Origin of the sequence: Oceanivirga miroungae (genome assembly GCF_902505095.1) — a bacterium.
GTDB lineage: Bacteria > Fusobacteriota > Fusobacteriia > Fusobacteriales > Leptotrichiaceae > Oceanivirga > Oceanivirga miroungae.
The window spans coordinates 25146-50490 of the sequence record NZ_CABWIB010000001.1; the positions used below are offsets into that span (position 1 = coordinate 25146).

Consider the following 25345-nt stretch of genomic DNA (forward strand, 5'->3'; position numbering starts at 1 on the left):
TTTCATAGCTTACATATCATTTTATGATTTTTAAACTGCTAAACTCCCGGTATTTAAATTTATTAATTAAATTATTGAAAATTATACTTTAAAATGCTACTATTACTATTATGAATATGATTAACGATGATATGCTTAAAAGGGTAGAAAAAGAAAAAGATAGAGCTGCAAATGCCCTGGCTGAAAAGAATAGTTTTCTTGGTATATATAGAGAGAGGGTAATCCTTGTTTTAACTAAAGAAGAAGTTGAAGAAAAAATAATATACGAAGAAGTAATAAATGCTATTAAAGATAAAAGAGCTAGTTTAATGTCTATGTCAAGAAGTGTAGATCTTAAATTTTTAAAAAAATATATGAAACTAGCTGAAGATAACGGTATAAACTGTAAATTAGTTGACGCTATTTCTTTTGTTGGTGATGTTGGACTTGTAATATCTGCTGATGATGCTATAAATGATAATAGCGATGTTGTAATTCCAAGTATTAAAGAAAGATTAAAAGAAGCTAATTTAAGTGATAGTTTTTATGATGCAATAAATACAAAGATTTCTAAAAAACACTATAAAGAAATACAAGAAAAATGTCCTAGTATTTTAAGATATTATAGCGAAATGAGTTCTATTGCACGATTTTTTGGTGTAAAAGATATTATTGATGAAAAAGGGGATAAATAATGGTAGATGGTTTCGTTATAACTGGTGGAAAAGAATTAAATGGTGAAATAAAGGTTAGTGGTGCTAAAAATGCAGCCCTTCCAATAATTATTGCTTGTTTAATTGAAAAAGGAAAATACACATTAAAAAATGTTCCTAATTTATCTGATATTCGTGTCTTATTTACCCTACTAGAAGATTTAGGTTTAAAGGTTAATAAAATAGAAGACGAGGCATATGAGATCATAAATGATGGGATAAAAAAAAATAAGGCAGAATATGATATTGTAAAAAAAATGAGAGCATCATTTTTAGTAATGGGTCCTATGATAGCTAATTTAGATGAAGCTATAGTATCACTGCCTGGTGGTTGTTCTATTGGTAGTAGACCAGTAGATTTACATCTACTTGGTTTTGAAAAACTAGGTGTTCAAATTTCACAAAGTCAAGGATACATATATGCAAAATCAAGTGATTTAAAAGGTAATGATATAAACTTAAGTTTTCCTAGTGTTGGGGCTACTCAGAATCTTTTAATTGCTAGTACAAAGATAAAAGGAACTACTAGAATAATAAATGCAGCAAAAGAACCTGAAGTAGTTGATTTAGGTAAGTTTTTAATTAAAATGGGAGCTAAAATCAAAGGACTTGGAACTGATATAATAGAAATAGAAGGTGTTAGTAAATTAAATCCTTGTGAATATAGTGTAATGCCAGATAGAATAGAATCTGGAACTTATGTAATAGCATCAATTCTTGCAAAAGGTAAATTTAGTATAGTTGATTCTAACATAGAAGAACTTGGGAACTTTAAAGAAACACTAGAATTTATGGGAGTTAAGTTTGAATATGACAAAAACAGATTAAATGTAATAGCTGATATAGAAAAATTAAAACCAGTTGATATTAAAACTATGCCACATCCAGGATTCCCTACAGATATGCAAGCACAAATGACTCTTTTATTATCGCTAGTAAAAGGTAAAAGTAGCATAGAAGAAACTGTTTTTGAAAACAGGTTTATGCATGTTCAAGAACTTAACAGAATGGGAGCAAACATTTCTATTAAGCACTCACATGCTGAAATTAATGGAGTTAGCTTTTTAGATGGTGCAGAAGTTATGGCATCTGATCTAAGAGCAGGTGCTTGTTTAGTAATAGCAGGCCTTATTGCAAAAGGTGAAACTAGACTTAGTAGAGTTTATCATATTGATAGAGGATATGATAAATTAGAAGAAAAATTAATAAAATTAGGTGCTAATATTAAAAGAGAAAAATTCGAGGTATAAGATGGCTAAAATAATAGGAATAAATCCAGTATATGAAGCAATAAAAAGTGGTAAAGAAATAGAAAAATTAGAAATATTTAAAGGTATAAGAAAAGAAAATATAAAAGAAATATTAAGACTTGCAACAGTTCGTAATATTAAGGTTATATATAAAGATAAAAGAGAAGATAATAATCAAGGGGTTAGTGCTATAGTTTCTGATTATGATGATAACTATATAACACTTGATGAATTATTAGAAAAAGAGTTAGTTAAAAAATATTCAACTATAGTAATTTTAGATCAAGTTCAAGATCCAAGAAATTTTGGAGCTATTATTAGATCTAGCGAATGTTTTGGCGTAAAAGGAATAATAATTCAAGATAGAAATAATGCTAAATTAAGTGAAACTGTTTATAAGACAGCTGCTGGTGCATTAGAATATGTTGATATAGTAAAAGTTACAAACATTTCTGATACTATAGATAAACTTAAAAAATATGGATACTTTGTTTACGGTTCTTCATCTCACTTAACTACTACGCTATATGATGAAGTTAGTTATCCTGAAAAAGTTGCCTTAGTTGTTGGTAATGAAGGTAATGGAATGAGAAAAAAAGTTAGTGAACATTGCGACATGAATGTAAAGATTAATTTACATGGTGAAATAAATTCATTAAATGTTTCAGTAGCTACTGGAATATTATTGGCAGAAATAAGTAAAAATAGAAAATAATAGAAAAATCCTCTTTATAGGGGATTTTTATTTTTCAATATATTAATTTACATATATTTCAAAGTATTGTATTATTTGTATGTAATAAAAAAAGGAGCAAATTAAAATGAAAGATATATGTTCGTGGGCATTAGAAAGTGATGAATTATTAAATTATCATAATAAAGAATGGTGTAATATAGTTAAAGATGATACTAAGATTTTTGAATTATTAGTATTAGAATTTATGCAAGCAGGACTTAGTTGGAATATTATATTAAAAAAAAGAGAATTTATGAGAAAAGAATTTGATAACTTTGATTATATGAAAATTTCTGAATATAGCGAAGATAAAATAATTGAAATGCTAAGTAATAAAAATATTATAAGAAATAGATTAAAAATAAAAGCTCTAATAAATAATGCGAAAAAATTTATGGAAATTCAAAAAAAATATCATTCATTCTATAACTATATCTGGACTTATACAGATTTTAAAGTTATAAAAAACACATATAATTTAGATGAAGAAAGAAAAAGTGAAAGTTATTTATCAAAAATGATTAGTAAAGATTTAAAGAAAAGAGGGTTTAAATTTTTAGGAAGTAAAGTAGTCTATTCATTTTTAGAAGCAATTGGTGTATATAATAGTCATATGCAGTATTGCAAATATTCTAAAATTTCTAATCTTAATTGATACATGCTCTTAGATGATTTTTTAAGCCCACTTTTTATTTACTCTAATTAACATTTTATGATATAATAAAAATAGTATATAAAAAGAAGTGAAAGGAATAAATATGTTTCAAAAATTAGACGATGTTGTTAAAAAACATGAAGAATTAAATCAACTACTAATGACTGAAGAAGTTATATCTAACCCAACAAAATTAATGGAATACAATAAAGCTTTAGCAAGTATAAATGAAATAGTTGAAAAATATAAAGAATATCAAGAAATAAAGGGAGAATATGAAACTCTAAAAGAGGATTTAAAATCAGAAAAAGAACACGAATTAAAAGAAATGATGTTAGAAGAAATTTCTGAATTAGAAGAAAAAATACCACACCTTGAAGAAGAACTTAAAATATTACTTCTTCCAAAAGATCCAAATGATGAAAAAAATGTAATAGTAGAAATTAGAGCTGCTGCTGGTGGAGATGAAGCTGCACTTTTTGCTGCTGACGTATTTAGAATGTATACAAGATATGCTGAAAGAAGTAAGTATAAGGTTGAAATCATAGATAAAAACGAAACTGGTATAAACGGATTAAAAGAAATAACTTTCTTAATAAAAGGTAATGGTGCTTACTCAAGACTTAAATACGAAAGTGGAGTTCACCGTGTACAAAGAGTTCCTGATACAGAATCAAGTGGAAGAATACATACTTCTACTATAACTGTTGCAGTTTTACCAGAGTTAGAAGATATAGCACAAGTTGAAATTAACCAAAGTGACTTAAAAATAGATACATATAGATCAAGTGGTGCAGGTGGTCAGCACGTTAATACAACAGATTCAGCAGTTAGAATTACACATAAACCAACTGGAATTGTAGTAACCAGTCAAGATGGAAGATCACAATTAAAAAATAAAGAAGCTGCTATGAAGGTTTTAGCATCTAAACTATATGAAATGGAATTAGAAGCTCAAAGATCATCAGTTGAAAGTGAAAGAAAATCTCAAGTAGGAATGGGAGATAGATCAGAAAAAATTAGAACATATAACTTCCCACAAGGTAGAATAACAGATCACAGAATAAAACTTACATTACATAAATTAGAAACTTACTTAGATGGTGACTTAGATGAAATGATAGATGCACTAATTGCATATAACCAAGCAGAATTACTTAAAAATGTTGGAGATGAAATATAATAATGGAAAAACTTATTGATCTTTTAAATAAGACAGTAAAATTTTTTGAGAAAAAAAATTATGATAAGCCTAGACTAGAAGCAGAGAAACTATTTTCAAAAGCGCTTAATATGGATAGGCTTATGCTTTATACAAATCATGATAAAATTTTAACTGATTCTGAAAAAGAAAAAATCAGAAATCTTTTATCTTATGATAAAGATGAAATTAAAGAAGATAATTTAAAAAGCTTTTTAGATTCCTCTATTGTATATTTAAATAAACATAATATAAAAGAAGCAAGACTAATATCCGAATTAGTTTTTTCTAAGATTTTAAATATAAATCAAATGATGCTTTTTTTAGAGTACTCTAGAAAACTTAATGAGGATGAAATAGCTAAAATTAGAAACTCTTTAAAAAAGATTGCTATTGATAAGCTTCCTTACCAGTATATATTTAATGAACAAAACTTTTACGGTAGAAATTTCTTTGTTGATAAAAGCGTTTTAATCCCAAGATATGATACAGAAAATCTTGTAGAAAAAGTTATAGAAATTTCAAAAGAAAAAGATATAATTTTAGATATAGGTACAGGTAGTGGAGCAATTGCAATAACTCTTGCAATTGAAATAAAAGATTCTAAAGTATTGGCAATTGATATATCTGATGCTGCAATAAATATAGCTAATAAAAATATAGAACTTCTTAATGCTAAAAATGTAAAAGTTATTAAATCAGACCTATTTCAAAATGTAAGCTATAATAAATTTAATATAATTGTGTCAAACCCTCCATATATTTCAAATAATGAAATAGTTGAAATGGGGCTTGATACGTACATACATGAACCTCATGAAGCTTTATTTGCAGAGTCAAATGGACTATACTTCTACTATGAAATCGCAAAAAAAGCAAAAGATTATTTACTACCTGGAGGGTATTTAGCTTTTGAAATTGGATATAAGCAAAAAAATGCTATAAATAAAATATTAGAAGAATTTTCTTATGTAGATATTAAAAACTACAAAGACTTAAATGGATTAGATAGAGTAATTATTGCAAGAAAGGATATAAATGAACATAAATGAATTTGACTTTGATTTGCCAGAAAGACTAATAGCTCAAAGTGCAATAGAACCACGTGATCACTCAAAACTACTAGCAGTTAATAAAACAAACTCAAATATATCACATAAAAAATTCTATGATATATTAGATTACCTTAATGAGAGTGATATTTTAGTATTAAATAGAACAAAAGTTATACCTGCTAGACTTTTTGGACATAAAAAAAATGGGGTTGTAATAGAATGTTTACTTTTAAAAAGATTGAGCTTAAATACTTGGGAAGTTTTATTAAAACCAGCTAAAAGACTAAAAATAGGGGATGAGTTAATTTTCCTTGAGGATAAGTTAAAACTAAGATTATTAGAAATTAAAGAAGATGGAAATAGAATTGTTGAATTTATATATGACGGAGTATTTGAAGAAATATTAGATGAACTAGGTGAACTACCACTTCCACCATATATACATGAAAAATTAGAAGACAAGAATAGATACCAGACAGTTTATGCTAAAAGTGGTGAATCTGTTGCAGCACCTACTGCAGGGCTTCACTTTACTAATGAATTATTAGAAAAAATTAAAGCTAAAGGAGTTACTATAGTAGATGTTTATTTAACTGTTGGACTTGGAACATTTAGACCTGTTAAAGTAGATGATATTAAAGATCATATAATGCACAAGGAAGAATATTTTATTCCAGATGAAACTGCTAGGATTATAAACAAAGCAAAAAAAGAAGGTCGTAGAATTGTAGCTGTTGGAACAACTTCAGTTAGAACTCTTGAATCAAGCGTTGATGAAAATGGTAATTTATTAGCAAAAAAAGATGAAACTGCTATATTTATATATGGTGACTATAAGTTTAAAATAGTAGATGCACTAATTACAAACTTTCACTTACCAAAATCTACTTTAGTAATGTTAGTATCTTCATTTATGGGTTCTACTAAAAAAGCACTAGATAGCTATAAAATAGCAATAGATAATGATTATAGATTTTTCTCATTAGGAGATAGTATGTATATAGGTGATAATGTATGAGAATAACAGCAGGAAAATTAAAAAATAGAGTAATATTATCAAGAGAAGGCCAAAAAACAAGACCTACACAAGAAAGAATAAAAGAATCTATTTTCAGTATAATTTATGATAAAATTGATGATGCTAAATTTTTAGATCTTTTTGCAGGAACTGGTAATATGAGCTTTGAAGCCTTAAGTCGTGGTGCTAAAAGAGCTATCATGATAGAAAGCGACCATGAAGCATTAAATGTAATTATAGACAATGTTGAGAAATTAGATTTATCTAAGTATTGTCGTGCATATAAAAATGAGGTATTAAGGGCTATAAAAATATTAAAGAACAAAAATGAAAAATTTGATATAATATTTATGGACCCGCCATATAAAGAAAATCACACAGAAAAAACTTTACTTGAATTATCTAAGTTTGACATATTAGATGATAATGGTATAATAATTTGTGAACACGCTAATTATGAAAAATTAGATAATGTTATTGGAATTTTTACAAAATTTGATGAAAGAGAATATAAAAAAAAGGTAATCTCGTTCTTTAAAAAAGGAGAAAACAATGAGTGAAAATAGTTTTGAATCAAAATTAGAAAAAATAAAAGAATATATAGCTATTCTTGAAAAAGATGAAATTAGTTTAGATGAAGCAATAAAAATATATGAAAGCTGTCAAAAATTAATAAAAGAAGCGACAATTACATTAGATGAAGCAGACTCTAAGGTAAGAAAAATTATAGAAAAAATGGGTAATATAGAAATTACAGAATTAGAGGATTAATGTTATCATATTTTGAATCTGAACTACAAAAGTATATAAAGTCTTATGATAAAAATAAGTTTTCTGAAGCTATAGACTATATACTATCTAATGGTGGAAAAAGAATAAGACCACAACTAATCCTAAATCTTGCAAAAAGCCTTAATAAAAACTATAAAGAAGTTATAGATTTAGCAATAGCAATTGAGCTTATACATACTTATTCTTTAATACATGACGATTTACCTTGTATGGATAATGATGATTATAGAAGAGGTAAATTAACTCTTCATAAAAAGTATAATGAATATACAGCTCTTTTAGTTGGTTGTGCCTTATTAACAGATGCTTTTAATGTTATAGCAAAGTCTAAAACATTAAAAAATAAAGATAAGATAATATCATTTATTAGTGAAAAAATAGGTGCTAAGGGTATGATAATGGGTCAATTTCTTGATATGGAATATGAAAATAAAGAAATTGATGAAAAAACACTTAAAATTATACATAAAAAAAAGACAGCTGAGCTAATTAAAGCTTCACTTATTGCGACTCTAATAAACTTTGATATTTATAATGAAAAATATGAAAAAATTGCAGAAAATCTAGGTCTTATTTACCAAATACAAGATGATATATTTGATTATGATACATTTGATAACTCAAATTATGCTAGAATAATTGGACTAGATAAGGCAAAAAAAGAAATTTTAGATTTAAAAGAGGAAATATACTATTTATTAAGTGATAATAAAGAATTTTTAGAATATATAGATAAAATAATAAATCGTTCATATTAATACCTACCTTGCTTCAAGAGGAGGTAAAATGAATATATTAGAAAATTATGAAAATCTTGATTTTCAAAATTTGGATGAAAAAGATATTTTAAAGCTACTTATCTACATTTCTGGATATAAAAATGTTGATAAAAAATTAAAAGAATTACTTGAATACTATGATAATTATGAAAATATTTTTAAATTAAAAATTAACTTAAATAAAAAAGTTAATAAAAGATTTATATATCTATTAAAACTCTTAAATGATGTTAGCTATAACTATATTCACGATAAAATAAAAATTGAAAAAAATATTTTAAATGAATCTAGGTTAGTTGCTGAATTTTTTAGAAGGAAAATAGGAACTAATGCAAGTGAGGAATTTAATATTTTACTTTTAAATAATAGCTATCAATACTTAAATTCCTTCGTTTTAGCAAAAGGGAGCATAGATAGAACTCACATATATATAAGAGATGTAATATACCCAATACTTGAATGTAATGCTAAATATGTTATTATTTGTCATAATCACCCTTCTGGTAATTTAAATCCATCAGAGGAAGATGAGTATGTAACAAGAAGAGTTTCAAAATTATTAAAGTCCATAGATGTTAGTTTAATAGACCACATAATAGTTACAAAGGATAACTATTACAGTTTTGCTGAAAGGAGAAAAATTTGAAAATACTAAGTATTAGATTTAGAAAAACAAAAAAAGTTTATCCTTTCGTCATAAAAGACGAAGAAAAATATAAAATAGGTGATACTGTTATTGTTGAAACAATAAGAGGAGCACAAATAGGTACAGTTATTCATAAAAAAGAAATTAGTGAAGAAAATGAAGATAATAATGATATAAAAATCAGAGAAATTTCTCGTAAATTAACAGAAGAAGAAATAGAATCTCTTATTGAATTAGATAAAAAGGCAGATGAAGCATATTTTAAATGTAAAAAGATCATTAAAAGGGTTTTACCTAAAATGAATCTGGTAATTGGAGAATATACATTTAACGAAGAAAAATTAATTTTCTACTTTACTGCTAGCGATAGACTAGATTTTAGAGAATTAGTAAGAGAAGTTAATAAAGAATTCAATAGACGTGTTGAATTTTATCAAATAAAACCAAATGATGAGGGTAAAATTTTAAATGTCTTTGGTAAATATGGAAAAGAAATATATTGGTAGGAAAAATGACAAAAAAAGAATTTATAACTGAATATGAAAAATATTTAAATTCTATTTTTATGATAGATGATGATATTAAATTTACAATATTAAAACAAGATTTAGATAATCTTGTAGATGATAATAATGCTCAATTTATAGATATGATACTTAAAAGCCTTGATAGATGCTTTATGAAAAAAAATCCTGAAGCTGGTTTTTGCTTTATAGTATTTGATTTTGGACACTTAAACTACGTTCTTGAATTAAGTCTTAAAGATGATAAACTTTATCATTTTACAGATTTTTTTGTAGATTATAAAAAGGAATAAGATGTATATTGAAAAAATTGATGATTTAGATATCTTAATTGATAGATGCTTTCCTATAACATTTGATGCTATAAGTCTAGTTGAATATATTTTAAATGATAATCTTAGTGAGAATCTTTCTATGTGCGAGATAGGTACAGGTAGTGGCTATATATCACTAAAATTAAAAAATTTTTTTAATAATATTGTAGCTGTTGATATAAATAAAGAAGCTATTACTATTCTAAATGAAAATTTAAAAAATAATAATATAGAAAATATTAAAGCAATAAATTCTGATATTACTAAATTTAATGGTTCTTTTGATGTAATTGTATCAAATCCTCCTTTTTTTAAAATGAATGAAGGAAAATTACCAAGTGATGAAATTAAGCTTATTTCTAAATTTGAGTATAAGCTAAATCTAGGTCAGTTAATAGAAAAAACATTTAACTTACTAAAAAAAGAAGGTATCTTTTATTTTATATACCCTCTTTCACGTAAGGAAGAATTGATATCTAATATTTCTAATTATGATGTAGAAATACTAGACATTAAGTTATTTAATAAACGAATTATATTGAAAGCAAAGAAGAATTAATCATTCTTCTTTTTTTCATATTCATTTAATTTATTTATTGACTCATTTGATAATGGTAAGATTAATAATATGTTTAAAATTGTCATTAGTCCTAATCCAAAGTCAGCTAGTGACCAAATAAATTCATTTTTTATCATAGCACCCATATATACCATTAATACGATAAATATTCCATAAAAAATTTCTATTTTTTTACTTTCTTTAATAAAATATAGTGCATTTTTACCATAATATGCTACCGCTAGTATTGTACTTAGCGAGAAGAAAAACATTAGTATCACACCAACTATTTCTCCTATAGTTCCTAAGTGGTATCTCATTACATGATTAAATAATTCCATTCCAGAAAGTTCTGTTTTTGGCGCTAATAAAATGATGAATGCAGTAGCAGAACAAATAACAAGGGTATCAATAAAAACTCCTATTACTTGTATAAATCCTTGTTTTACAGGGTCTGTGTTTGTTACTATACTAGCTGCATAATTTGCATTTCCCGATCCTGCTTCATTTGAAAATAATCCTCTTCTAATACCATACATTAAGGCTGTCCCAAATGTCCCACCAAATACTTCTCTTACTCCAAATGCACCTTCAATAATTTCTTTAAATACAGGAATAATACTTTTGTAGTTATATACTAAAATAAATATAACTATAGCTGTATAAAGTATTGCCATAAAAGGAACTATCTTATTTATAGCACTTATTATACTATCTTTTTTCTTATTCTTTGAAAATAATATTAAAGCTACTAGAATAACTAAAGCTATACTTATATATCTTTTAAAATTTGCTAAATCGTACATATCAGTAATAGAACCTACAATTGAATAAGACATTACTTGTGTAACTCCTAAATAGCAAATTATAGAAAATATAGCGTACATTAGTCCAATGGATTTTAAATTTAACCTATTTTTGTATATATATGGCGTTCCTCCTATATATGTATTGTCATTTTTTTTCTCTCTATACATAACTGCTAAACTTGATTCTACAAAGGCTGTTGCTGAACCAAGTATTGCTATTATCCACATCCAAAATATTGAACCAGCTCCACCGACTGATATTGCACCTATAACACCTACAATATTTCCAGCACCTACTCTACTTGCGGTAGATAAAAACAAACTTTCAATAGAACTTATCCCACCTTTTTTAGATTTTTCATTCTCTGTTAAACTTCTAATCATTGAAGGAAATAATCTTATTTGTGCAAACCTTGTCCTTATTGTTAAATATATTGCTGCTACTAATAGAAGAAAAACTAAAATATTTTTCCCCCATAAAAATTCATTTACAATATTTATTGTTATATATATTATATCCATTTATTTCCCCTTAAAAAATTTGTTAATTAATAATACCATATATAGATAAAATGGTAAAATATATTTTACTTATGTAAGCATTAATATTATTAATATTAAAAATTTTAATAAAATATACCCATTTTTTATAATTTGACCACTGAAATTTAGGAGGTATTCAACATGAAATTTTTAAAAAAATTTTTTACAATTTTTATTTTATTTACAGTCATTGTTTCTTGTACTCATGATAAAGATTATTATAAATCTCACCCCAAAAAAGCTAAAGCAAAGTTACAACAATGCGCTACTTTAGGATTAACTCAAATTTTAAGCGAAAGTGAGTATATAGAATGTCGTGATGCGCTTGATGGATTATACGAATATACGTATGAGAAAAATATGAAAAAATCCCTTGATGAATTAGATGAAGCTATTAAAACTAGTAGAGGTTCTGGTTTATTCAATCCTGAGATTAGTGCTTTATATAATTTGAGATCACAAAAATTCAAAGAAATTAAACCTTTAATAGAAAAAGAAGCCCTTGATTATTTTAACGCTCTAAAAGCTAAAGGATATATGGCTATAGAAGAAGATGCTAGAAAAAATAGCTATGAAACTTGCTTTGATGAAGATTCTGACAAAACTTGCTTATTTACTTCTAGATACAAGGAAATTCTTGAAAAAAATATAGATTCTCTTATAAAAGCTGAATATTCTAATAAATCTTATACTTATTTAAAAAATGAGCTAAAGAAAAAGGAAAATAGCTATGACTATTGGCTTAAAGAAGACGGTAATGGAAATAAATTAAATAATTTAACTATTGAATTATTAAAATCAAAAACTAAAATTATAGAGGACTTAATTATAGAAAAATTTCCTCAAGAAAAAAGAGCAAGCTATAATAAGACTAACTATTAAAAGTCAATAATAAAATTTAAATAATTATCTTAAAATTTATGCACAACAAAAATAACTATACTAATATAGAATTTTTTGAAATATTTATTTTAGTTCTACATAAGGTTCATTCTTTTTTAGAACAGCATAAATAATATGGCACATTTTACGAGCAACAGCATTAACAGCTACTAAATGATGTTTACCTTCAGAACGTTTTTTATCATAAAACTCTTTGAAAACAGTATCGTTAGTACATGCAATAAATGCAGCTTGAAATAAGGCTTTTCTTAGGTGTGTTGAGCCACGTTTACTTAAATGTCCATTTGTACCGTTAGATTCTCCTGATTGGGTAACAGTTGAATCTAAACCAGCATAAGCAACAATTTTCTTATCACTAGAAAATTTGTTAATATCACCTAATTCTGCAAGTATGGTAGCACCTGTTACAGGTCCTATACCAGGAATTGTTAGAATTGGAGTATTTAGGTCTTTGACTATTGACTCTATTTCAGATTCAAGAAGATCAATTTGTTCTTCAATAACTTTAATTTGTTCAATTAAACATTTAATTTGAATAGAGTAAGAATCAAGAGCAAAATTAATACCAAAGGAAGTTTTAGCTGCTTTTTTTAGATTGTTTAATTTTACTTTCGCAGAATTTTTAAGAGTAACATTTTTCAATACTTTTTTAAAATCGTTTGCTTTAAGTTTTTTAAAGTCTTCTGCAGTATTAAAATTAAGAAGTATTTCTTTAGAAGTTTGTCCAAAAATATCACTAAAATGTGATGAATATTCAGGGAATACTTGATCTAAGTTAGCTATAATTTTTCTTTTTAAATCACTTGTTTGCTCAATTAAATAATGTCTAAATCTAGTCATATTACGTAGATTTAAGTATTTTTCATCAGCAAGTGAAGTTGTTTCAAAATTGCCGTATCTAATAAAATCAGCAATCATAATAGAATCGATAATATCTGTTTTACGTTTTCTGATTTCAGTAGCACGACGCCAACCATCAGTTTGAATAGGGTTAATTACAATAATATTAAAACCTTTTTCTATTAGATATGAATATACTGATAGCCAATAATGACCAGTAGCTTCCATACCTACTAGAATATCATTTATTGAATATTTTTCTAATTTTTCAATTAAAGAATCAGTACCTTTAATAGAATTGGAAAAAGAATGAGCTTTAAAGATTGTATTACCATTATCATCAAGCAATGAAGCAACATGAGTATTTTTAGCAATATCAATACCTAAATAAAACATAAAATCACCTACCATTAATATATTTATAGATAGAAGTCCTCAAAGGCTGATAAAAGTCACTACCTTGTTCTAAATGCGAAGTACACTAATATGTCAACATCTAACTAATTCGTAAACACTTTATCAGAAGAGGCATCACTCTTAATAAACGAAGTCAAGCTACAAGGAGTAAACGATGTCACTCTATCTAATTAAGTATATTATATATATAAAACAATATATAAACAATATTATATAAATAAAATTTAACATATAGATTATCTAATTTTAGATAACTATATTATACAAGGGAGTAAGTGACTTTATTAATAAAGACGACGCTGAAATAAAAAAATATCTAGAAAATAATACTTACAAAGATAACTATTTAGGTGAAACTTGTTACAAAGTAGATGGCGAATCATTTTATGGAGAAGATTGCTCAATTAAAATACAATACATTAAAGGGGTTGAAAAAATTTATTTGGATAGATTAGATGAAAGCTATAAGAAAAAATATGCAAATTATACTTTTGAACAATTAAGAAAAGTATTCAAAGCATTTTCAGATAAACACCGTATTGAAAGAAGAGAAAATGACGAAAAAAAAGAAATTTTAGTTTGTGATTATTTTGCAGAAAAAAAATGTGATGAATCTATTTATGAAATGAATTTTATTTATAACAAGTTACAAGATGAAGCTAGTAAACTTACAGATAAACACTATAAAGAACTAAGCGAAAAATATAAGGATAAAAGTTGGCAAGTATATTTATCTCAATATTTATCACTTGTGCCAGATAAATATTTCTATGATTACCGTCACATGAAAATGAATCGTGTTTCTTCATCAAAATATTACGAGTACTTATTTAATCCTTTAGTAAGAGCAGCTACAATATTATATATTGAAAAAAGAACTTTAGCAGAAAATGAGCTAAAAAATCTTAACGCATTAGATTTATATAATAAATTTAAAGAAATTAACCGTGACAAAAGAGAATATACAGCTTATAGTGTATTTTCAGCTGAGTTTGAATCTAGAAGATACGATAACGAAAAGACAAAAGAAGAATTAAAAGATGTATCTATAGAAAAGCTTTATGAAATGGCTGACATTGTATTTCCAAATAAATGGTTACATGAAACAATTTCTGACAGATTGCTAGAAATTTCAAAAGATTATGATGCTAAACAAATTTATGATTTCTATAGTGAAAAATGTCGTAAGAGTTCTTTTTATGAAATTTCTTCAGTTTGTAAAAAATTAAAAAAAGCTAAAGATAGAAAATTTGACGAGGCTGTACTAACTTATGTAAATAACTTTGACTTATTAAAAAAAGAAGCAAATACTTGTATAAAGAAAGCTAAAAATGGTAAAAGATGTAATATTAACAATTTTCCATATAATTTAATAAGTAGGGCATTACGTGATCTTGGTTCATATAACTATTACCAAATTGAATTATCTAGTAATGCAGAATATATAAAATGATAAAAAAATTGAGTAAGGACTAAATGCCTTACTCTTTTTATAATTGATATCCTAAATATACATTAAACATTAAATTTACTGATTTTGACATATCACCTTTTACTTTAAGTTCTGGATTAATCATGAATTTATCCACTTTATATTTAGCACCTAATTTTAAAGCATAATCAAAATAACTTCTTTTAACTGGCTTCTCTTTTTTTTCTTTTACTATTTTTTGATCATTATATGCAAATATAAATACTGGTGTTGCATATATGTCTAAATTACTAAGTGCTTTATATGATAATTTAGTTGCTATTGTAAAATCAATTCCAAATCTATGATTTAAGTATACATTTTCTCCTAGATTTACTTTACTTGAATATGTACCGTAAGCTGATACTATTGGTTCTACATTAAATTTATCAAAGTTAAATACATATGAATATTTAGCGTATATATCTAAGTTGTGATTTTTATATAAAACATTATCAAATTTTTTGAACGCAAATCTATATCTAACAAATCCTAAAAAGTTATCATACATAGTTGTAAATCCTAAAGCTATATTATGTGCATTTGATTTATCATATTGAATAAATCCTCCAAGATTTAATTTAATATCTTCTAACATATAGCTTCCACCTAATGTTAATCCACCTAGAGTATTTTTACCTTTATTTAGTTCTTGATCTAATTTAACATCTACAAACATATTATCTTTTAACTTATCAAATACATTATCATTTTTGTAGTAGAATGCATCTGCATATTTAGAATAGTCTTCTAGTTTCTCATCTTTAGTTGGTTTATCTATACGTATATTAAGTTCTTCTAGCATAAAACTTTTAGTATTTTCTAAATCAACAGTTTCAAATGTCTCAGTTGAAATATTTTCTAAATTTTCATCATATATATCTACGTAATTTTTTTTTAATTCCTCTTTTTTACTATTATCAATATCTAGATTTTCTATAAACTTTAATAATTCTTTTTTTGTATTTCTATTTGTATTTATTATATTTAAATTTTCTTCTATTTGTTTTAACTCTAATATATTTTTACTGCTTTGTGTTTTATCTTTTATTATTTCTTTGTCTTCTGCTTTTATTTTTTCATACTCTTTTATTTTTTCAATAATTTGTTCTCTTTTTCTAGCTTTTTTTTCTTCAGTATTTTCTTTTTCATATTTTTCTTCTAATTGATTTTTAAAATTTTCATATGATAATTTCAACTCATCAACTCTATTTAAATCTAATTCACTATATACTCTAATTTTATTAGGTAATTTTACATACTCAGATTGTTTTAATTCTATATTTTTAATAGCATCTTCACCTAAATCCTTATATATTAACCTATATCTAGATTTTGAATTTTCAAGTTCTGTATATTTTTTTTCTACTTCACTCATTTTTTCATCTAAGGATTTTATGAGTTCTTCTATGTTCTTAAAACCTTCTTTACTAGTTTCATTTTCAATTTTTTTGCTAATTAACTTTTTTTGATTATCAGTTAATTTTTGTGAATTAGCTAGATTAGTTTGTTGATACGCTCTATGTTCTTCTATTGTCTGCGGTTCACGAGTTGCTATACCAAAACCAGATTCTGCTCCTGGTGCTACACCTTCTATTGAATAAGCAACAAAATTAATTGTAAAAACAAGCAGTAATATTTTTATAACTTTCTTCATTATTCTTCACCTTCCAATATATGCTAACATACTTTATGTGAAAAATAAATGATTATTAATTTACTTTATTTATATACTTTTTGTAGAATTCATCTACATATATAGCAATTGCATTATCTCCAGACACATTTATAGCTGTACCAAAACTATCTTGTGTTATATATAGAGCAATTAATAATGTAGAGAGTGCTCCATTTGAACTAATTCCTACCATATATAGAAATGGTAATGCACTCATAACAGCTCCTCCTGGTGCTCCTGGTGCTGCAACCATAGCTATTCCTAGCATGCATATAAATGGTATTATTATACCAAATGAATGTGGCATACCCATCATAAGAAGTATTCCCATTATACAACTTGTAAGAGTTATCATACTACCTGATAAATGAATTGTAGCACATAGTGGTATAACAAAATTTGCAACTTCTTTTGAAACGCCATTTTTAAGTGCAACTTCCGCATTTACTGGAATTGTTGCTGCTGATGATTGTGTTCCAACAGCTGTTAAGTATGCTGGTATTTGATTTTTCATAAGTTTAAAAGGATTTTTCTTACTAACAGATCCTGCTATAAAGTACATAACTAACATATAGATGTAGTGGATTATAAATATACATAGATATATTTTTATAAATATAGATATAATACTAAATACTTGTCCTGTATAAGCTAATTCTGAGAATATCCCCAGTATATGAATTGGAAGTAGTGGAATTATAAACTTAGATAATACTAATTTTATAACTTTTTCATATTCATCAAAGACATTAAATAAACTACTTTCCTTATTTTTAGATTTAATGTAGCTTATTGTAAGCCCTAACATAAACGCTAATACTATAGCCGCTGTTACATCCATAAAAGCTTTTAAAGGTATCGTGAAATAAGGATTTACTAAAACTTTACCATCAGATATTTTAGATTGTAATACTTCAACTAATGATGAGTTTATTAATCTTGGGTATACATTTGCAGCTACTGTATAAGAGAATAATCCTGCAATTATTGTTGAAATATATGATATACCAGTTGTTAATCCTAATAACTTTCCTGCTCCACTAGATAGTCTTGCTATACCCATTACAACAAATCCAACTATCATAAGTGGTATAAAAAATGATAAGAAACTTCCAAAAAATACACTGAAAGTTTTAAATAGTCTAACTACATACAATGGTGTATATTTTCCGATTAAAATACCCAGTACTATAGCTACTAATAATTTTGATACTAGTCCAAGTTTTAACTTCATAAGTCCCTCCAAATATTTATATTTACAACCATTGTAGCATAATACAAATAAAAAAAGTAGGTGTTTTCCTACTTTAATATTTTTCCTCCGCCAATTAACTCTTCGTTTAAGTAAAAAACTATATGTTGCCCTTTAGCATTTTCATGGTTTTTATCTTCATATTTAAATATTAACTCATTATTTTTTTGTTTTAATATTCCATATCTTCCTTTAGAGCTTGACCTTGGTCTTGCAAAAAGTCTTTTTTCTAATATATCTTCTAATTTTTTATGAAAAATATAGTCTGAAATTTCTACTTCATCTACCATTAATTCTTCAAAATCTCCTAAGTATATTATATTTTTTTCTTCATCTATTTTAGTTATAAAGACTGGGTGAGGTAATTTTACATTAAGACCTCTTCTTTGCCCTATAGTATATAAAGCATATCCTTCATGTTGTGCAATTACTTTGTCTTTATATATAAAATCGCCCTTTTTTAAATTTAAATTTTCTTTTAAAAATTTATCATAGCCATCTGGTGCAAAACAAATTCCTTGGCTATCTAATTTATCATGGGTTTGAATTCCATTTTCTTTAGCAATTTCTCTAACTAAGCTTTTTTTCATATCGCTTAACGGAAATAGCATCATATCTAAATCTTCTTTGGTAAGTCTATATAACATATAGCTTTGATCTTTACTATAGTTGGTATAAAGTAGATATCCATCTTCACTTTTTCTTGCATAATGCCCTGTTGCAACATATGAAAAGCCAAGGTTTTTAGCCATATCAATTAAAGTTTTAATTTTTACCTTTTCATTACAAATTACACAAGGATTTGGTGTTAATCCCTTTTTATAGTCACTTATAAATTCTTTTATTATTTCTTTTTTAAATTCTTTTTCTACATTTATAACATAATGAGGTATACCTAACTTATAGCATACTATTTTAGCATCATTTATATCATCTAACGAACAGCAAGTTTTATTATTATTTCTATTAAATTCGTCAGATAAATGCTTTATACTTACACCAATAACCTCATATCCTTCATTTTTTAGTAATAGCGCTGTAACTGAGCTATCTATTCCTCCACTCATTCCTACTATTACCTTTTTATTTTTTATCATACTAAAAACCTAATAGCAATTGGTGCTATAAATATTACAAATACTCCTGTAATTACAATTGAAAGCCCTGCTATTGCTCCTGCTCTTTCACTATATTCAATTGCTCTTGATGTACCTATTGCATGTGATGAACTCCCCAGTGCTACACCTATTGAAACTTCATCATCTACTCTTAATAGTTTTAATATAAACGGACCAAATATTGCTCCTGATATTCCAGTTAAAATAACTAAAACAACAGTTATTGGTAATATTCCTCCTAAACTTTTTGTTACTCCTACTGCTATTGCTGTTGTGATGGCTTTTGGTAAAAATGAAATTGTCATCTCTGTACTATATGATAACGCTTTTGTTAAAAATATTATATTAAGTATATTTATTGTGTTTCCAATTATAATTCCAGCTAATATTGACACATAATTTTTTATAAGTAAATCAAAATTTTTATATAATGGTATAGCTAATGCCACAGTTGCTGGACCTATTAAAGCATTTAATATACTTCCTCCAATATAGTAAGTGCTATACTCTATTCTTAAAACCTTTAATATTATTATAATTGCAATAACTGATGTTAATAGTGGATTAAATAAGGCAAAATTAATTTTTCCTCTTATATTTTTTGCTATACTAAATATTATAATTGTTAAAACTATTCCAAAAAAAGGATCTGTTGCTATATTACTTTGCATTTTTTTTTGCCTCTTTTCTTGCTTCTCTTTTTCTTTTAATAACTTGTGTTGTTTTTCCTATTATGGCTATTGATATAATTGTTGAAATTACACAGATAAGTAAAAAACTTACTATCTTATCTTCAATCAAATCATATTTAGTCATAATTCCTACTCCCGCCGCAACAAATAAAATAGGTAAATTATTTACTAAAAAATTTCCTACTGTTTCTATTTTTTCTAGCTTTAAAAAATTAAATTGTAGTGATAAAAATAGTAATATCATTCCTATAACACTACCTGGTATAGGTAAGCCAAAAGCTTTACTTATACTATCTCCTGCTAATGAAAATGCCATTAAATACATAAGTTGTATAAAAATTTCCATGTTATTCTCCCAATAAAACTTCATTTACTGAATTTATAAACTCACTTACAGTAAAAGGTTTACATATACAAGCCTTTGCTCCTCTTTGTATACCTTCTGCTATATATACATCTAAAAACATCATTGAGCTACATATTAATATTTTAGCGTCCTTATCATATTCTAAAATACTTTTTATAGCACCAAAACCATCTAATAAAGGCATATTTATGTCCATAGTTACTAATGTTGGTTTTACCCTTTTATATTCATATATTGCTTCTAGACCATTTTTTGCTTCAACTACTTCAAAATTATACTCTTCTAAAATATTTTTTATTGAACTTCTAAAATAATTACTATCATCTACAACTAAAGCTAACTTTTTCATAAATTAAATACCTCTTTTACTTTTCTTGCTACACTATCCGTATGTGAATTTTCAATTACCTCTTTATTAGGTAATTTCTCTTTTAACTCCACTAACGCATTGTCCATCACAAAGGATTTTTCAAATCCATTTAACATTTCATAATCATTTAATCCATCTCCAAAAGAAATAACTTCTGATTCTTTTATATTATCTCTTTTTAAAAGATACTTTGCTGCATTTAACTTTGTTGCACTTTTATCATAAACTTCTAAACTTCTTTTACTTACAAAAGCAATATTAGCTGTATCTGATATTCTTTCTTCTAAATAAGTTCTTAATTTTTTTAAATTTTCAAATTCCCCTACAAAATATATTTTATTATATCTTTTAGACTTAAATTCTTTCTCGCTTATTAAATCTGGATAATATTTTTTGTCTATTCTCCTTTTAAAATATTCATCTAGTTTAGAATCATCAACAACATACCAATTATCTGCTTCATAACCGTTTATAAATATTTCTTCTCCAAAGCTTCTATAATCTACACTTGTTAAAATGTCATTTGTTTTTTTATCTAAAAATATTGAAAATAGTTCCTCATTATTTTCATCTAAAACTCTTGCACCATTTGTCGTTATAATTGGTATATTTTTACTTATCTTATCTGCAACAAATCTTGCTCCTTTTTCATTTCTTCCAGTTGCAATATATAGCTTATATCCTTTTTCTAAAAACTTTTGCATCATTTCTTTAGTATATTCACTTAAAAAATGATCTTTATCTAGTAAAGTTCCATCTAAATCCGTAACTACTGCCTTATACATTAAATCTCCTATCTACCATACATGAAAAACACTATCATCTTGCATCTTCTCCACATATATTTCTACTTTATTATCTAAATAATCCTTTATTAAATCAATACTAGGACTTTCACTTTCATGATGACCAAAATCTATTAAGCTAATTCCTTTTTCCATAGTATCTAGTGCTATATGATGAGTTAAATCTGCTGTTATTATTAAATCCACTTTATTTATAAATAAAGGAATAAAACTAGACCCACTTCCAGTTACTATTGCTATTTTTTTTATATATTCATCATTATAGTACGAATTATATGTAACTTTCAATCTTTTTATATTAAGCCCTTTTTTTACACTCTCAACTATATCAAATATGCTAGTCCTTTTATTTAGTTCTATCATTCTATATGGTTTATTTAGTGTTTCTTCATAAGATAAATATCTAAAATCTAAATTCATCTTATCTAAAACATATTCATTTAAACCTTCCTTTGCACTATCTAAATTTGTATGCATTGCTATTATATTTACATTATTTTGTATAGCTTCTATTATTTTATAACCCAAAACATCTTCTTTTTCTATTCTTTTTAGTGGGTGAAATATCATTGGGTGATGAGTTATAATTAGATCAAAATTATTATTTACAGCATAATCTATCACCTTATATGTTACCTCTAATGCAACTAATATTTTTTCAACATTTGCATCTTTTTCACCAACTAATAAGCCTACATTATCCCAAGGTTCAGCTATATTAAAAGGGTATTTTTCATTTAATATATCTAGTATTTCTTCTACTTTCATAATACTCCTATATTTCGAATTCAGAAATTCTTTTTAATAAATTTATTATTTCTTTTTCATCACCTTTTAAATTTGATTTAACTCCTGATAATTCTAAGTAATCTATTAAAAGTGCACTATCTATATAGTCAAATAAGAACGAGTTATATAAAAATTCAAATTCTTTACTTATTTCACTAGCTTTTTTTTCATAATCTTGATCTAAATCAATTTCATAATTTTCATAATGATTTTCTAGTAAGTTATAGTACTCTTTTGATATGTTTTTTTCACTTAAAATAGTATCTAAACTCTTTTTTAAAGCTAACTCTTTTTGTATCATTGCATAAAGTAAAATACCCATAGAATTATAATATTCTTCTTTTATTTTCTTATTTTGTACTTGAAGTTGCATAATACTAACATATACATCAAATACACTAAATACATATTTTTTATCTATTGTGTTAAAGAATTTATTATAAAATTCAATAACTATTAAGTTAGTTTCTGCTATTAAATCACTTAAAGAAAATTCTACTTTAATATTTTCTATTGCCTTTGATATTCCTCTATTTATTAATTGAACTAAGTTAATATCTTCTATTCCTTCAATATTCCTTTTTTCCTTAATTTCTTCTAAAGTAAATAATAAATTTTCACTTATTTCTCTTTCTTCTCCAATATTTTGAACCTCATATGCTTCTCTTATTATAGACTTTGAATTTTCTACTATATATCTTGATATAAATAAAGCATTATTTTCATCTAATGATATATCTTTAATTTCTTTATTTAAATCAATACTGTCTTTTTTATCTAATTTTTTTAATAATTCTAACATATTTTAGCCTTTTATTAATATTTCTAATACTATATCATTTTGCTTTATACTATCTACAACTTCTTGATCAATTTCATTTTCTACTTCTCCAAAAATTGTGTGATGGTAATTAAGCCATGGTGTTTTAACGTGTGTTATAAAGAATTGTGATCCGTTTGTATTAGGTCCTGCATTTGCCATAGCTAGTAAACCCTTTCTATCAAAAATAACACCTTCTACAAATTCATCTTCAAAAGTATAACCAGGTCCTCCCATACCAGTCCCTGTTGGATCTCCACCTTGTATCATAAAATCTTCTATAACCCTGTGAAATTTTGTATTGTTATAAAATTTCTTATTTGCTAAATCTACAAAGTTTTTTACTGTTTTTGGAGCAATATCATTAAATAAATTTAAATTTATATCTCCTTTATTTGTTTTAATTACCGCTTTTATCATTTTTTTCTCCTATCATTTCTATAAAATATTTGTGTACTTCTAACTCATCTGTTAATTCTGGATGAAAAGATGTAACTAACATATTTTTTTCTCTTGCAGCCACTATCTTATTATCCACTAATGATAATATTGAAACATCTTTTCCTACATTATCTATATATGGACCACGAATAAATACCATATCAATCATTTTATTATTAAATTTTTCTTTTGTTATAAAGCTTCCTAATTGTCTTCCATATGCATTTCTTTTAACTACTATATCCATTAAACCCATATTATGATTATCTTTTCCAATAATTTCTTTTGCTAGTAAAATAAGTCCTGCACAAGTACCAAAAACAAAAAGACCATTTTTTATTCTTCCATATATAGTATCATACATATCAAACTCTTTTAAAAGTTTTGATATAACCGTTGATTCTCCTCCAGGTATTATCAATCCATCAATTTCTATTTTTAAATCTTCCTTATTTCTTAACTCGACATATTCTACATTTAGTTTTTCTAACTTCTTTTCATGCTCTATAAATGCACCTTGCAGAGCTAACACACCTATTTTCATATTTCTATTATCCTTTTTACTAATTTGTCATTTTCATAAATTGTCTTTATCATAAAAGGTGAATAGTCATTATTAACTATTTTTTCGAGAAAATATCTATCTCCTTCCCAAATATTAAGACTCATTATTTTATCTTTTTTTACCCATTCTAATGTTCCTTCGTTACAAACTATTTCATTCCCACTAAAATCACTACTTGTAAAAATAAATATATATTGTATATCATCATTATTAGATATGAAAGATAAAAGCCCTCTGTACTCTAAACTATTTACAGTATATCCTGTTTCTTCTTTTACTTCTCTTATTGCTCCTTCATAAGGTGTTTCTGTTTTTTCAATTTTTCCACCAACACCTATATATTTACCTTCATTTATATCGTTTTTCTTTTTATTTCTTAATAACATTAAAACTTCATCATTTTTTTCTAAGTAAACTACAGTATCACATCTTATCATAATTACCTCTTTATACTAAATATAGGAGGTATAAAACCTCCTATTTTCTATTGTATTTTTTCTATTTTTTCTTTCAAATAGTCAATTTTTTCCTTTAAACCATCATCTGACTTATCTAATTCATATGCTGCTAAATATTCTTTATACGCCTTTTTATGTCTTCCCATATGTTCGTATTTTCTACCAAAATCAATATGTGCTGTTAAAATATCAAAATCTAAAAATATTGCCTTTTCATAATAGTTTATTGCATCTATAATTTTACCTTGTCTACTTACAGTATTTCCTAGTAAAAATAGTACAAATGGTTCTTTTTCATAAAGCTCTAAGGCTTTTAATAGATATTTTTTGGCATTGTCTAAATCGTTGTTTTCGTAATATAAATAACCTAAAAACGCTAAAACTTCGTTATCGTTATAAAGAATTTTAGATAATTTTTCATACATTAAAACTGCTTCACTATTTTTTTTATGTGCATGATAAATGTTAGCTAGTTCTTTTAATGACTCAATATCATTTTCATTTTGATTTATATTTTCTTTTAATTTTTCAATACGATTATCAATATTTTTATCATATCTGTATTCTCTAAATACTAAAGTTTGTAACATCTTCTTTTCCCCTTTTTTTATATATTCCAATTATATCATAGCACTAAATATTTTTCAATAAAAAGTAAACTTTGAATCATATATTTGTGAAAAAATAGGCTTTAGAACAGATTATAAATTAATTGATAATAAAAAATTAAAAAAAATTTTTAAAATTTCTAAAAGCTAAAACATTACGAAAGAGTGAAAAGGTTA

General features: G+C 25.6%; 30 protein-coding genes and 1 pseudogene. 16 read left to right on the plus strand and 15 right to left on the minus strand.

Annotated features, from left to right (window positions below; translation table 11 throughout):
- The first annotated feature begins 110 nt into the window (after positions 1-110).
- The 14 genes from OMES3154_RS00150 to OMES3154_RS00215 all read left to right on the plus strand — a co-directional run bounded on the left by OMES3154_RS00150 (position 111) and on the right by OMES3154_RS00215 (position 10221).
- On the plus strand, positions 111-674 hold the full coding sequence (locus OMES3154_RS00150) for a DUF1694 domain-containing protein (RefSeq protein ID WP_156682837.1): 564 nt from the start codon (positions 111-113) through the stop codon (positions 672-674).
- The gene (murA, locus tag OMES3154_RS00155; RefSeq protein ID WP_156682838.1) at positions 674-1942 is read left to right on the plus strand and encodes a UDP-N-acetylglucosamine 1-carboxyvinyltransferase; all 1269 of its coding nucleotides are present in this window, start codon (positions 674-676) and stop codon (positions 1940-1942) included. The genes OMES3154_RS00150 and murA overlap by 1 nt, the downstream gene beginning before the upstream one ends.
- A 1-nt stretch (position 1943) precedes the next feature.
- Entirely contained in the window at positions 1944-2657 is a 714-nt protein-coding gene (gene rlmB, locus OMES3154_RS00160) for a 23S rRNA (guanosine(2251)-2'-O)-methyltransferase RlmB (RefSeq protein WP_156682839.1), read from the plus strand.
- A gap of 106 nt (positions 2658-2763) precedes the next feature.
- The gene (locus OMES3154_RS00165; protein WP_156682840.1) at positions 2764-3333 is read left to right on the plus strand and encodes a DNA-3-methyladenine glycosylase I; all 570 of its coding nucleotides are present in this window, start codon (positions 2764-2766) and stop codon (positions 3331-3333) included.
- Between the two features lie 103 nt (positions 3334-3436).
- Positions 3437-4516, plus strand: a complete 1080-nt coding sequence (prfA, locus tag OMES3154_RS00170; protein WP_156682841.1) for a peptide chain release factor 1 — start codon at positions 3437-3439, stop codon at positions 4514-4516.
- Between the two features lie 2 nt (positions 4517-4518).
- The gene (prmC, locus tag OMES3154_RS00175) at positions 4519-5586 is read left to right on the plus strand and encodes a peptide chain release factor N(5)-glutamine methyltransferase (RefSeq protein WP_156682842.1); all 1068 of its coding nucleotides are present in this window, start codon (positions 4519-4521) and stop codon (positions 5584-5586) included.
- Complete coding sequence (gene queA, locus OMES3154_RS00180; RefSeq protein ID WP_156682843.1) at positions 5573-6607, plus strand: tRNA preQ1(34) S-adenosylmethionine ribosyltransferase-isomerase QueA; 1035 nt, start codon at positions 5573-5575, stop codon at positions 6605-6607. The genes prmC and queA overlap by 14 nt, the downstream gene beginning before the upstream one ends.
- Positions 6604-7167: a 16S rRNA (guanine(966)-N(2))-methyltransferase RsmD gene (gene rsmD, locus OMES3154_RS00185; RefSeq protein WP_156682844.1), complete on the plus strand. Its 564-nt coding sequence runs from the start codon at positions 6604-6606 to the stop codon at positions 7165-7167. Before queA ends, rsmD begins: the two co-directional genes overlap by 4 nt.
- A complete protein-coding gene (gene xseB / locus OMES3154_RS00190; RefSeq protein WP_156682845.1) occupies positions 7160-7378 on the plus strand; it encodes an exodeoxyribonuclease VII small subunit in 219 nt (72 codons plus the stop codon). Before rsmD ends, xseB begins: the two co-directional genes overlap by 8 nt.
- The gene (locus tag OMES3154_RS00195; RefSeq protein ID WP_156682846.1) at positions 7378-8157 is read left to right on the plus strand and encodes a polyprenyl synthetase family protein; all 780 of its coding nucleotides are present in this window, start codon (positions 7378-7380) and stop codon (positions 8155-8157) included. The genes xseB and OMES3154_RS00195 overlap by 1 nt, the downstream gene beginning before the upstream one ends.
- A 28-nt stretch (positions 8158-8185) precedes the next feature.
- Positions 8186-8824, plus strand: a complete 639-nt coding sequence (locus tag OMES3154_RS00200; RefSeq protein WP_156682847.1) for a JAB domain-containing protein — start codon at positions 8186-8188, stop codon at positions 8822-8824.
- Complete coding sequence (ricT, locus tag OMES3154_RS00205) at positions 8821-9330, plus strand: regulatory iron-sulfur-containing complex subunit RicT (protein ID WP_156682848.1); 510 nt, start codon at positions 8821-8823, stop codon at positions 9328-9330. Before OMES3154_RS00200 ends, ricT begins: the two co-directional genes overlap by 4 nt.
- Positions 9331-9335: 5 nt before the next feature.
- A complete protein-coding gene (locus OMES3154_RS00210) occupies positions 9336-9641 on the plus strand; it encodes a hypothetical protein (RefSeq protein ID WP_156682849.1) in 306 nt (101 codons plus the stop codon).
- Between the two features lies 1 nt (position 9642).
- A complete protein-coding gene (locus tag OMES3154_RS00215; protein WP_156682850.1) occupies positions 9643-10221 on the plus strand; it encodes a methyltransferase domain-containing protein in 579 nt (192 codons plus the stop codon).
- Here OMES3154_RS00215 and OMES3154_RS00220 read toward each other — a convergent pair.
- Positions 10218-11552 carry an alanine/glycine:cation symporter family protein gene (locus OMES3154_RS00220; RefSeq protein WP_156682851.1) on the minus strand — a complete coding sequence of 445 codons (1335 nt, stop codon included), beginning with the start codon at positions 11550-11552 and terminating at the stop codon, positions 10218-10220. The genes OMES3154_RS00215 and OMES3154_RS00220 overlap by 4 nt on opposite strands.
- Before the next feature lie 162 nt (positions 11553-11714).
- Here OMES3154_RS00220 and OMES3154_RS00225 point away from each other — a divergent pair, with 162 nt between their 5' ends.
- The gene (locus OMES3154_RS00225; RefSeq protein WP_156682852.1) at positions 11715-12455 is read left to right on the plus strand and encodes a P-loop NTPase family protein; all 741 of its coding nucleotides are present in this window, start codon (positions 11715-11717) and stop codon (positions 12453-12455) included.
- Between the two features lie 84 nt (positions 12456-12539).
- Here the strand turns inward: OMES3154_RS00225 and OMES3154_RS00230 are convergent, their stop codons facing one another.
- A complete protein-coding gene (locus OMES3154_RS00230; protein WP_156683929.1) occupies positions 12540-13712 on the minus strand; it encodes an IS110 family RNA-guided transposase in 1173 nt (390 codons plus the stop codon).
- Positions 13713-14175: 463 nt separating this feature from the next.
- On the opposite strand from OMES3154_RS00230, the gene OMES3154_RS00235 reads away from it, so the two are divergent.
- On the plus strand, positions 14176-15186 hold the full coding sequence (locus OMES3154_RS00235; protein WP_156682853.1) for a hypothetical protein: 1011 nt from the start codon (positions 14176-14178) through the stop codon (positions 15184-15186).
- 37 nt (positions 15187-15223) lie between these two features.
- Here OMES3154_RS00235 and OMES3154_RS00240 read toward each other — a convergent pair whose 3' ends face one another.
- The 13 genes and pseudogenes from OMES3154_RS00240 to OMES3154_RS00300 all read right to left on the minus strand — a co-directional run bounded on the left by OMES3154_RS00240 (position 15224) and on the right by OMES3154_RS00300 (position 25150).
- A complete protein-coding gene (locus OMES3154_RS00240) occupies positions 15224-16861 on the minus strand; it encodes a hypothetical protein (protein ID WP_156682854.1) in 1638 nt (545 codons plus the stop codon).
- 55 nt (positions 16862-16916) lie between these two features.
- Positions 16917-18116, minus strand: coding sequence for a dicarboxylate/amino acid:cation symporter (locus OMES3154_RS00245; protein WP_156682855.1), 1200 nt, complete (start codon positions 18114-18116; stop codon positions 16917-16919).
- Positions 18117-18184: 68 nt separating this feature from the next.
- Complete coding sequence (gene mnmA, locus OMES3154_RS00250) at positions 18185-19231, minus strand: tRNA 2-thiouridine(34) synthase MnmA (RefSeq protein ID WP_156682856.1); 1047 nt, start codon at positions 19229-19231, stop codon at positions 18185-18187.
- A complete protein-coding gene (locus tag OMES3154_RS00255) occupies positions 19228-19923 on the minus strand; it encodes an LrgB family protein (protein ID WP_156682857.1) in 696 nt (231 codons plus the stop codon). The genes mnmA and OMES3154_RS00255 overlap by 4 nt, the downstream gene beginning before the upstream one ends.
- Complete coding sequence (locus OMES3154_RS00260) at positions 19913-20290, minus strand: CidA/LrgA family protein (RefSeq protein WP_156682858.1); 378 nt, start codon at positions 20288-20290, stop codon at positions 19913-19915. The genes OMES3154_RS00255 and OMES3154_RS00260 overlap by 11 nt, the downstream gene beginning before the upstream one ends.
- A gap of 1 nt (position 20291) precedes the next feature.
- A complete protein-coding gene (locus OMES3154_RS00265) occupies positions 20292-20660 on the minus strand; it encodes a response regulator (protein ID WP_156682859.1) in 369 nt (122 codons plus the stop codon).
- The gene (locus OMES3154_RS00270) at positions 20657-21466 is read right to left on the minus strand and encodes an HAD family hydrolase (RefSeq protein ID WP_156682860.1); all 810 of its coding nucleotides are present in this window, start codon (positions 21464-21466) and stop codon (positions 20657-20659) included. Before OMES3154_RS00270 ends, OMES3154_RS00265 begins: the two co-directional genes overlap by 4 nt.
- Before the next feature lie 12 nt (positions 21467-21478).
- Complete coding sequence (locus OMES3154_RS00275; RefSeq protein WP_156682861.1) at positions 21479-22255, minus strand: Nif3-like dinuclear metal center hexameric protein; 777 nt, start codon at positions 22253-22255, stop codon at positions 21479-21481.
- Between the two features lie 7 nt (positions 22256-22262).
- Complete coding sequence (locus OMES3154_RS00280; RefSeq protein ID WP_156682862.1) at positions 22263-23078, minus strand: hypothetical protein; 816 nt, start codon at positions 23076-23078, stop codon at positions 22263-22265.
- Between the two features lie 6 nt (positions 23079-23084).
- Positions 23085-23516: pseudogene (locus OMES3154_RS00285) on the minus strand (peptidylprolyl isomerase); the annotation flags it as partial.
- Positions 23497-24081 carry a pyridoxal 5'-phosphate synthase glutaminase subunit PdxT gene (pdxT, locus tag OMES3154_RS00290; RefSeq protein WP_156682864.1) on the minus strand — a complete coding sequence of 195 codons (585 nt, stop codon included), beginning with the start codon at positions 24079-24081 and terminating at the stop codon, positions 23497-23499. The pseudogene OMES3154_RS00285 and the gene pdxT, both read right to left, overlap by 20 nt.
- Positions 24078-24539: an NUDIX hydrolase gene (locus OMES3154_RS00295; protein ID WP_156682865.1), complete on the minus strand. Its 462-nt coding sequence runs from the start codon at positions 24537-24539 to the stop codon at positions 24078-24080. Before OMES3154_RS00295 ends, pdxT begins: the two co-directional genes overlap by 4 nt.
- A gap of 47 nt (positions 24540-24586) precedes the next feature.
- Positions 24587-25150, minus strand: coding sequence for a tetratricopeptide repeat protein (locus tag OMES3154_RS00300; RefSeq protein ID WP_156682866.1), 564 nt, complete (start codon positions 25148-25150; stop codon positions 24587-24589).
- Between the last annotated feature and the right edge of the window lie 195 nt (positions 25151-25345).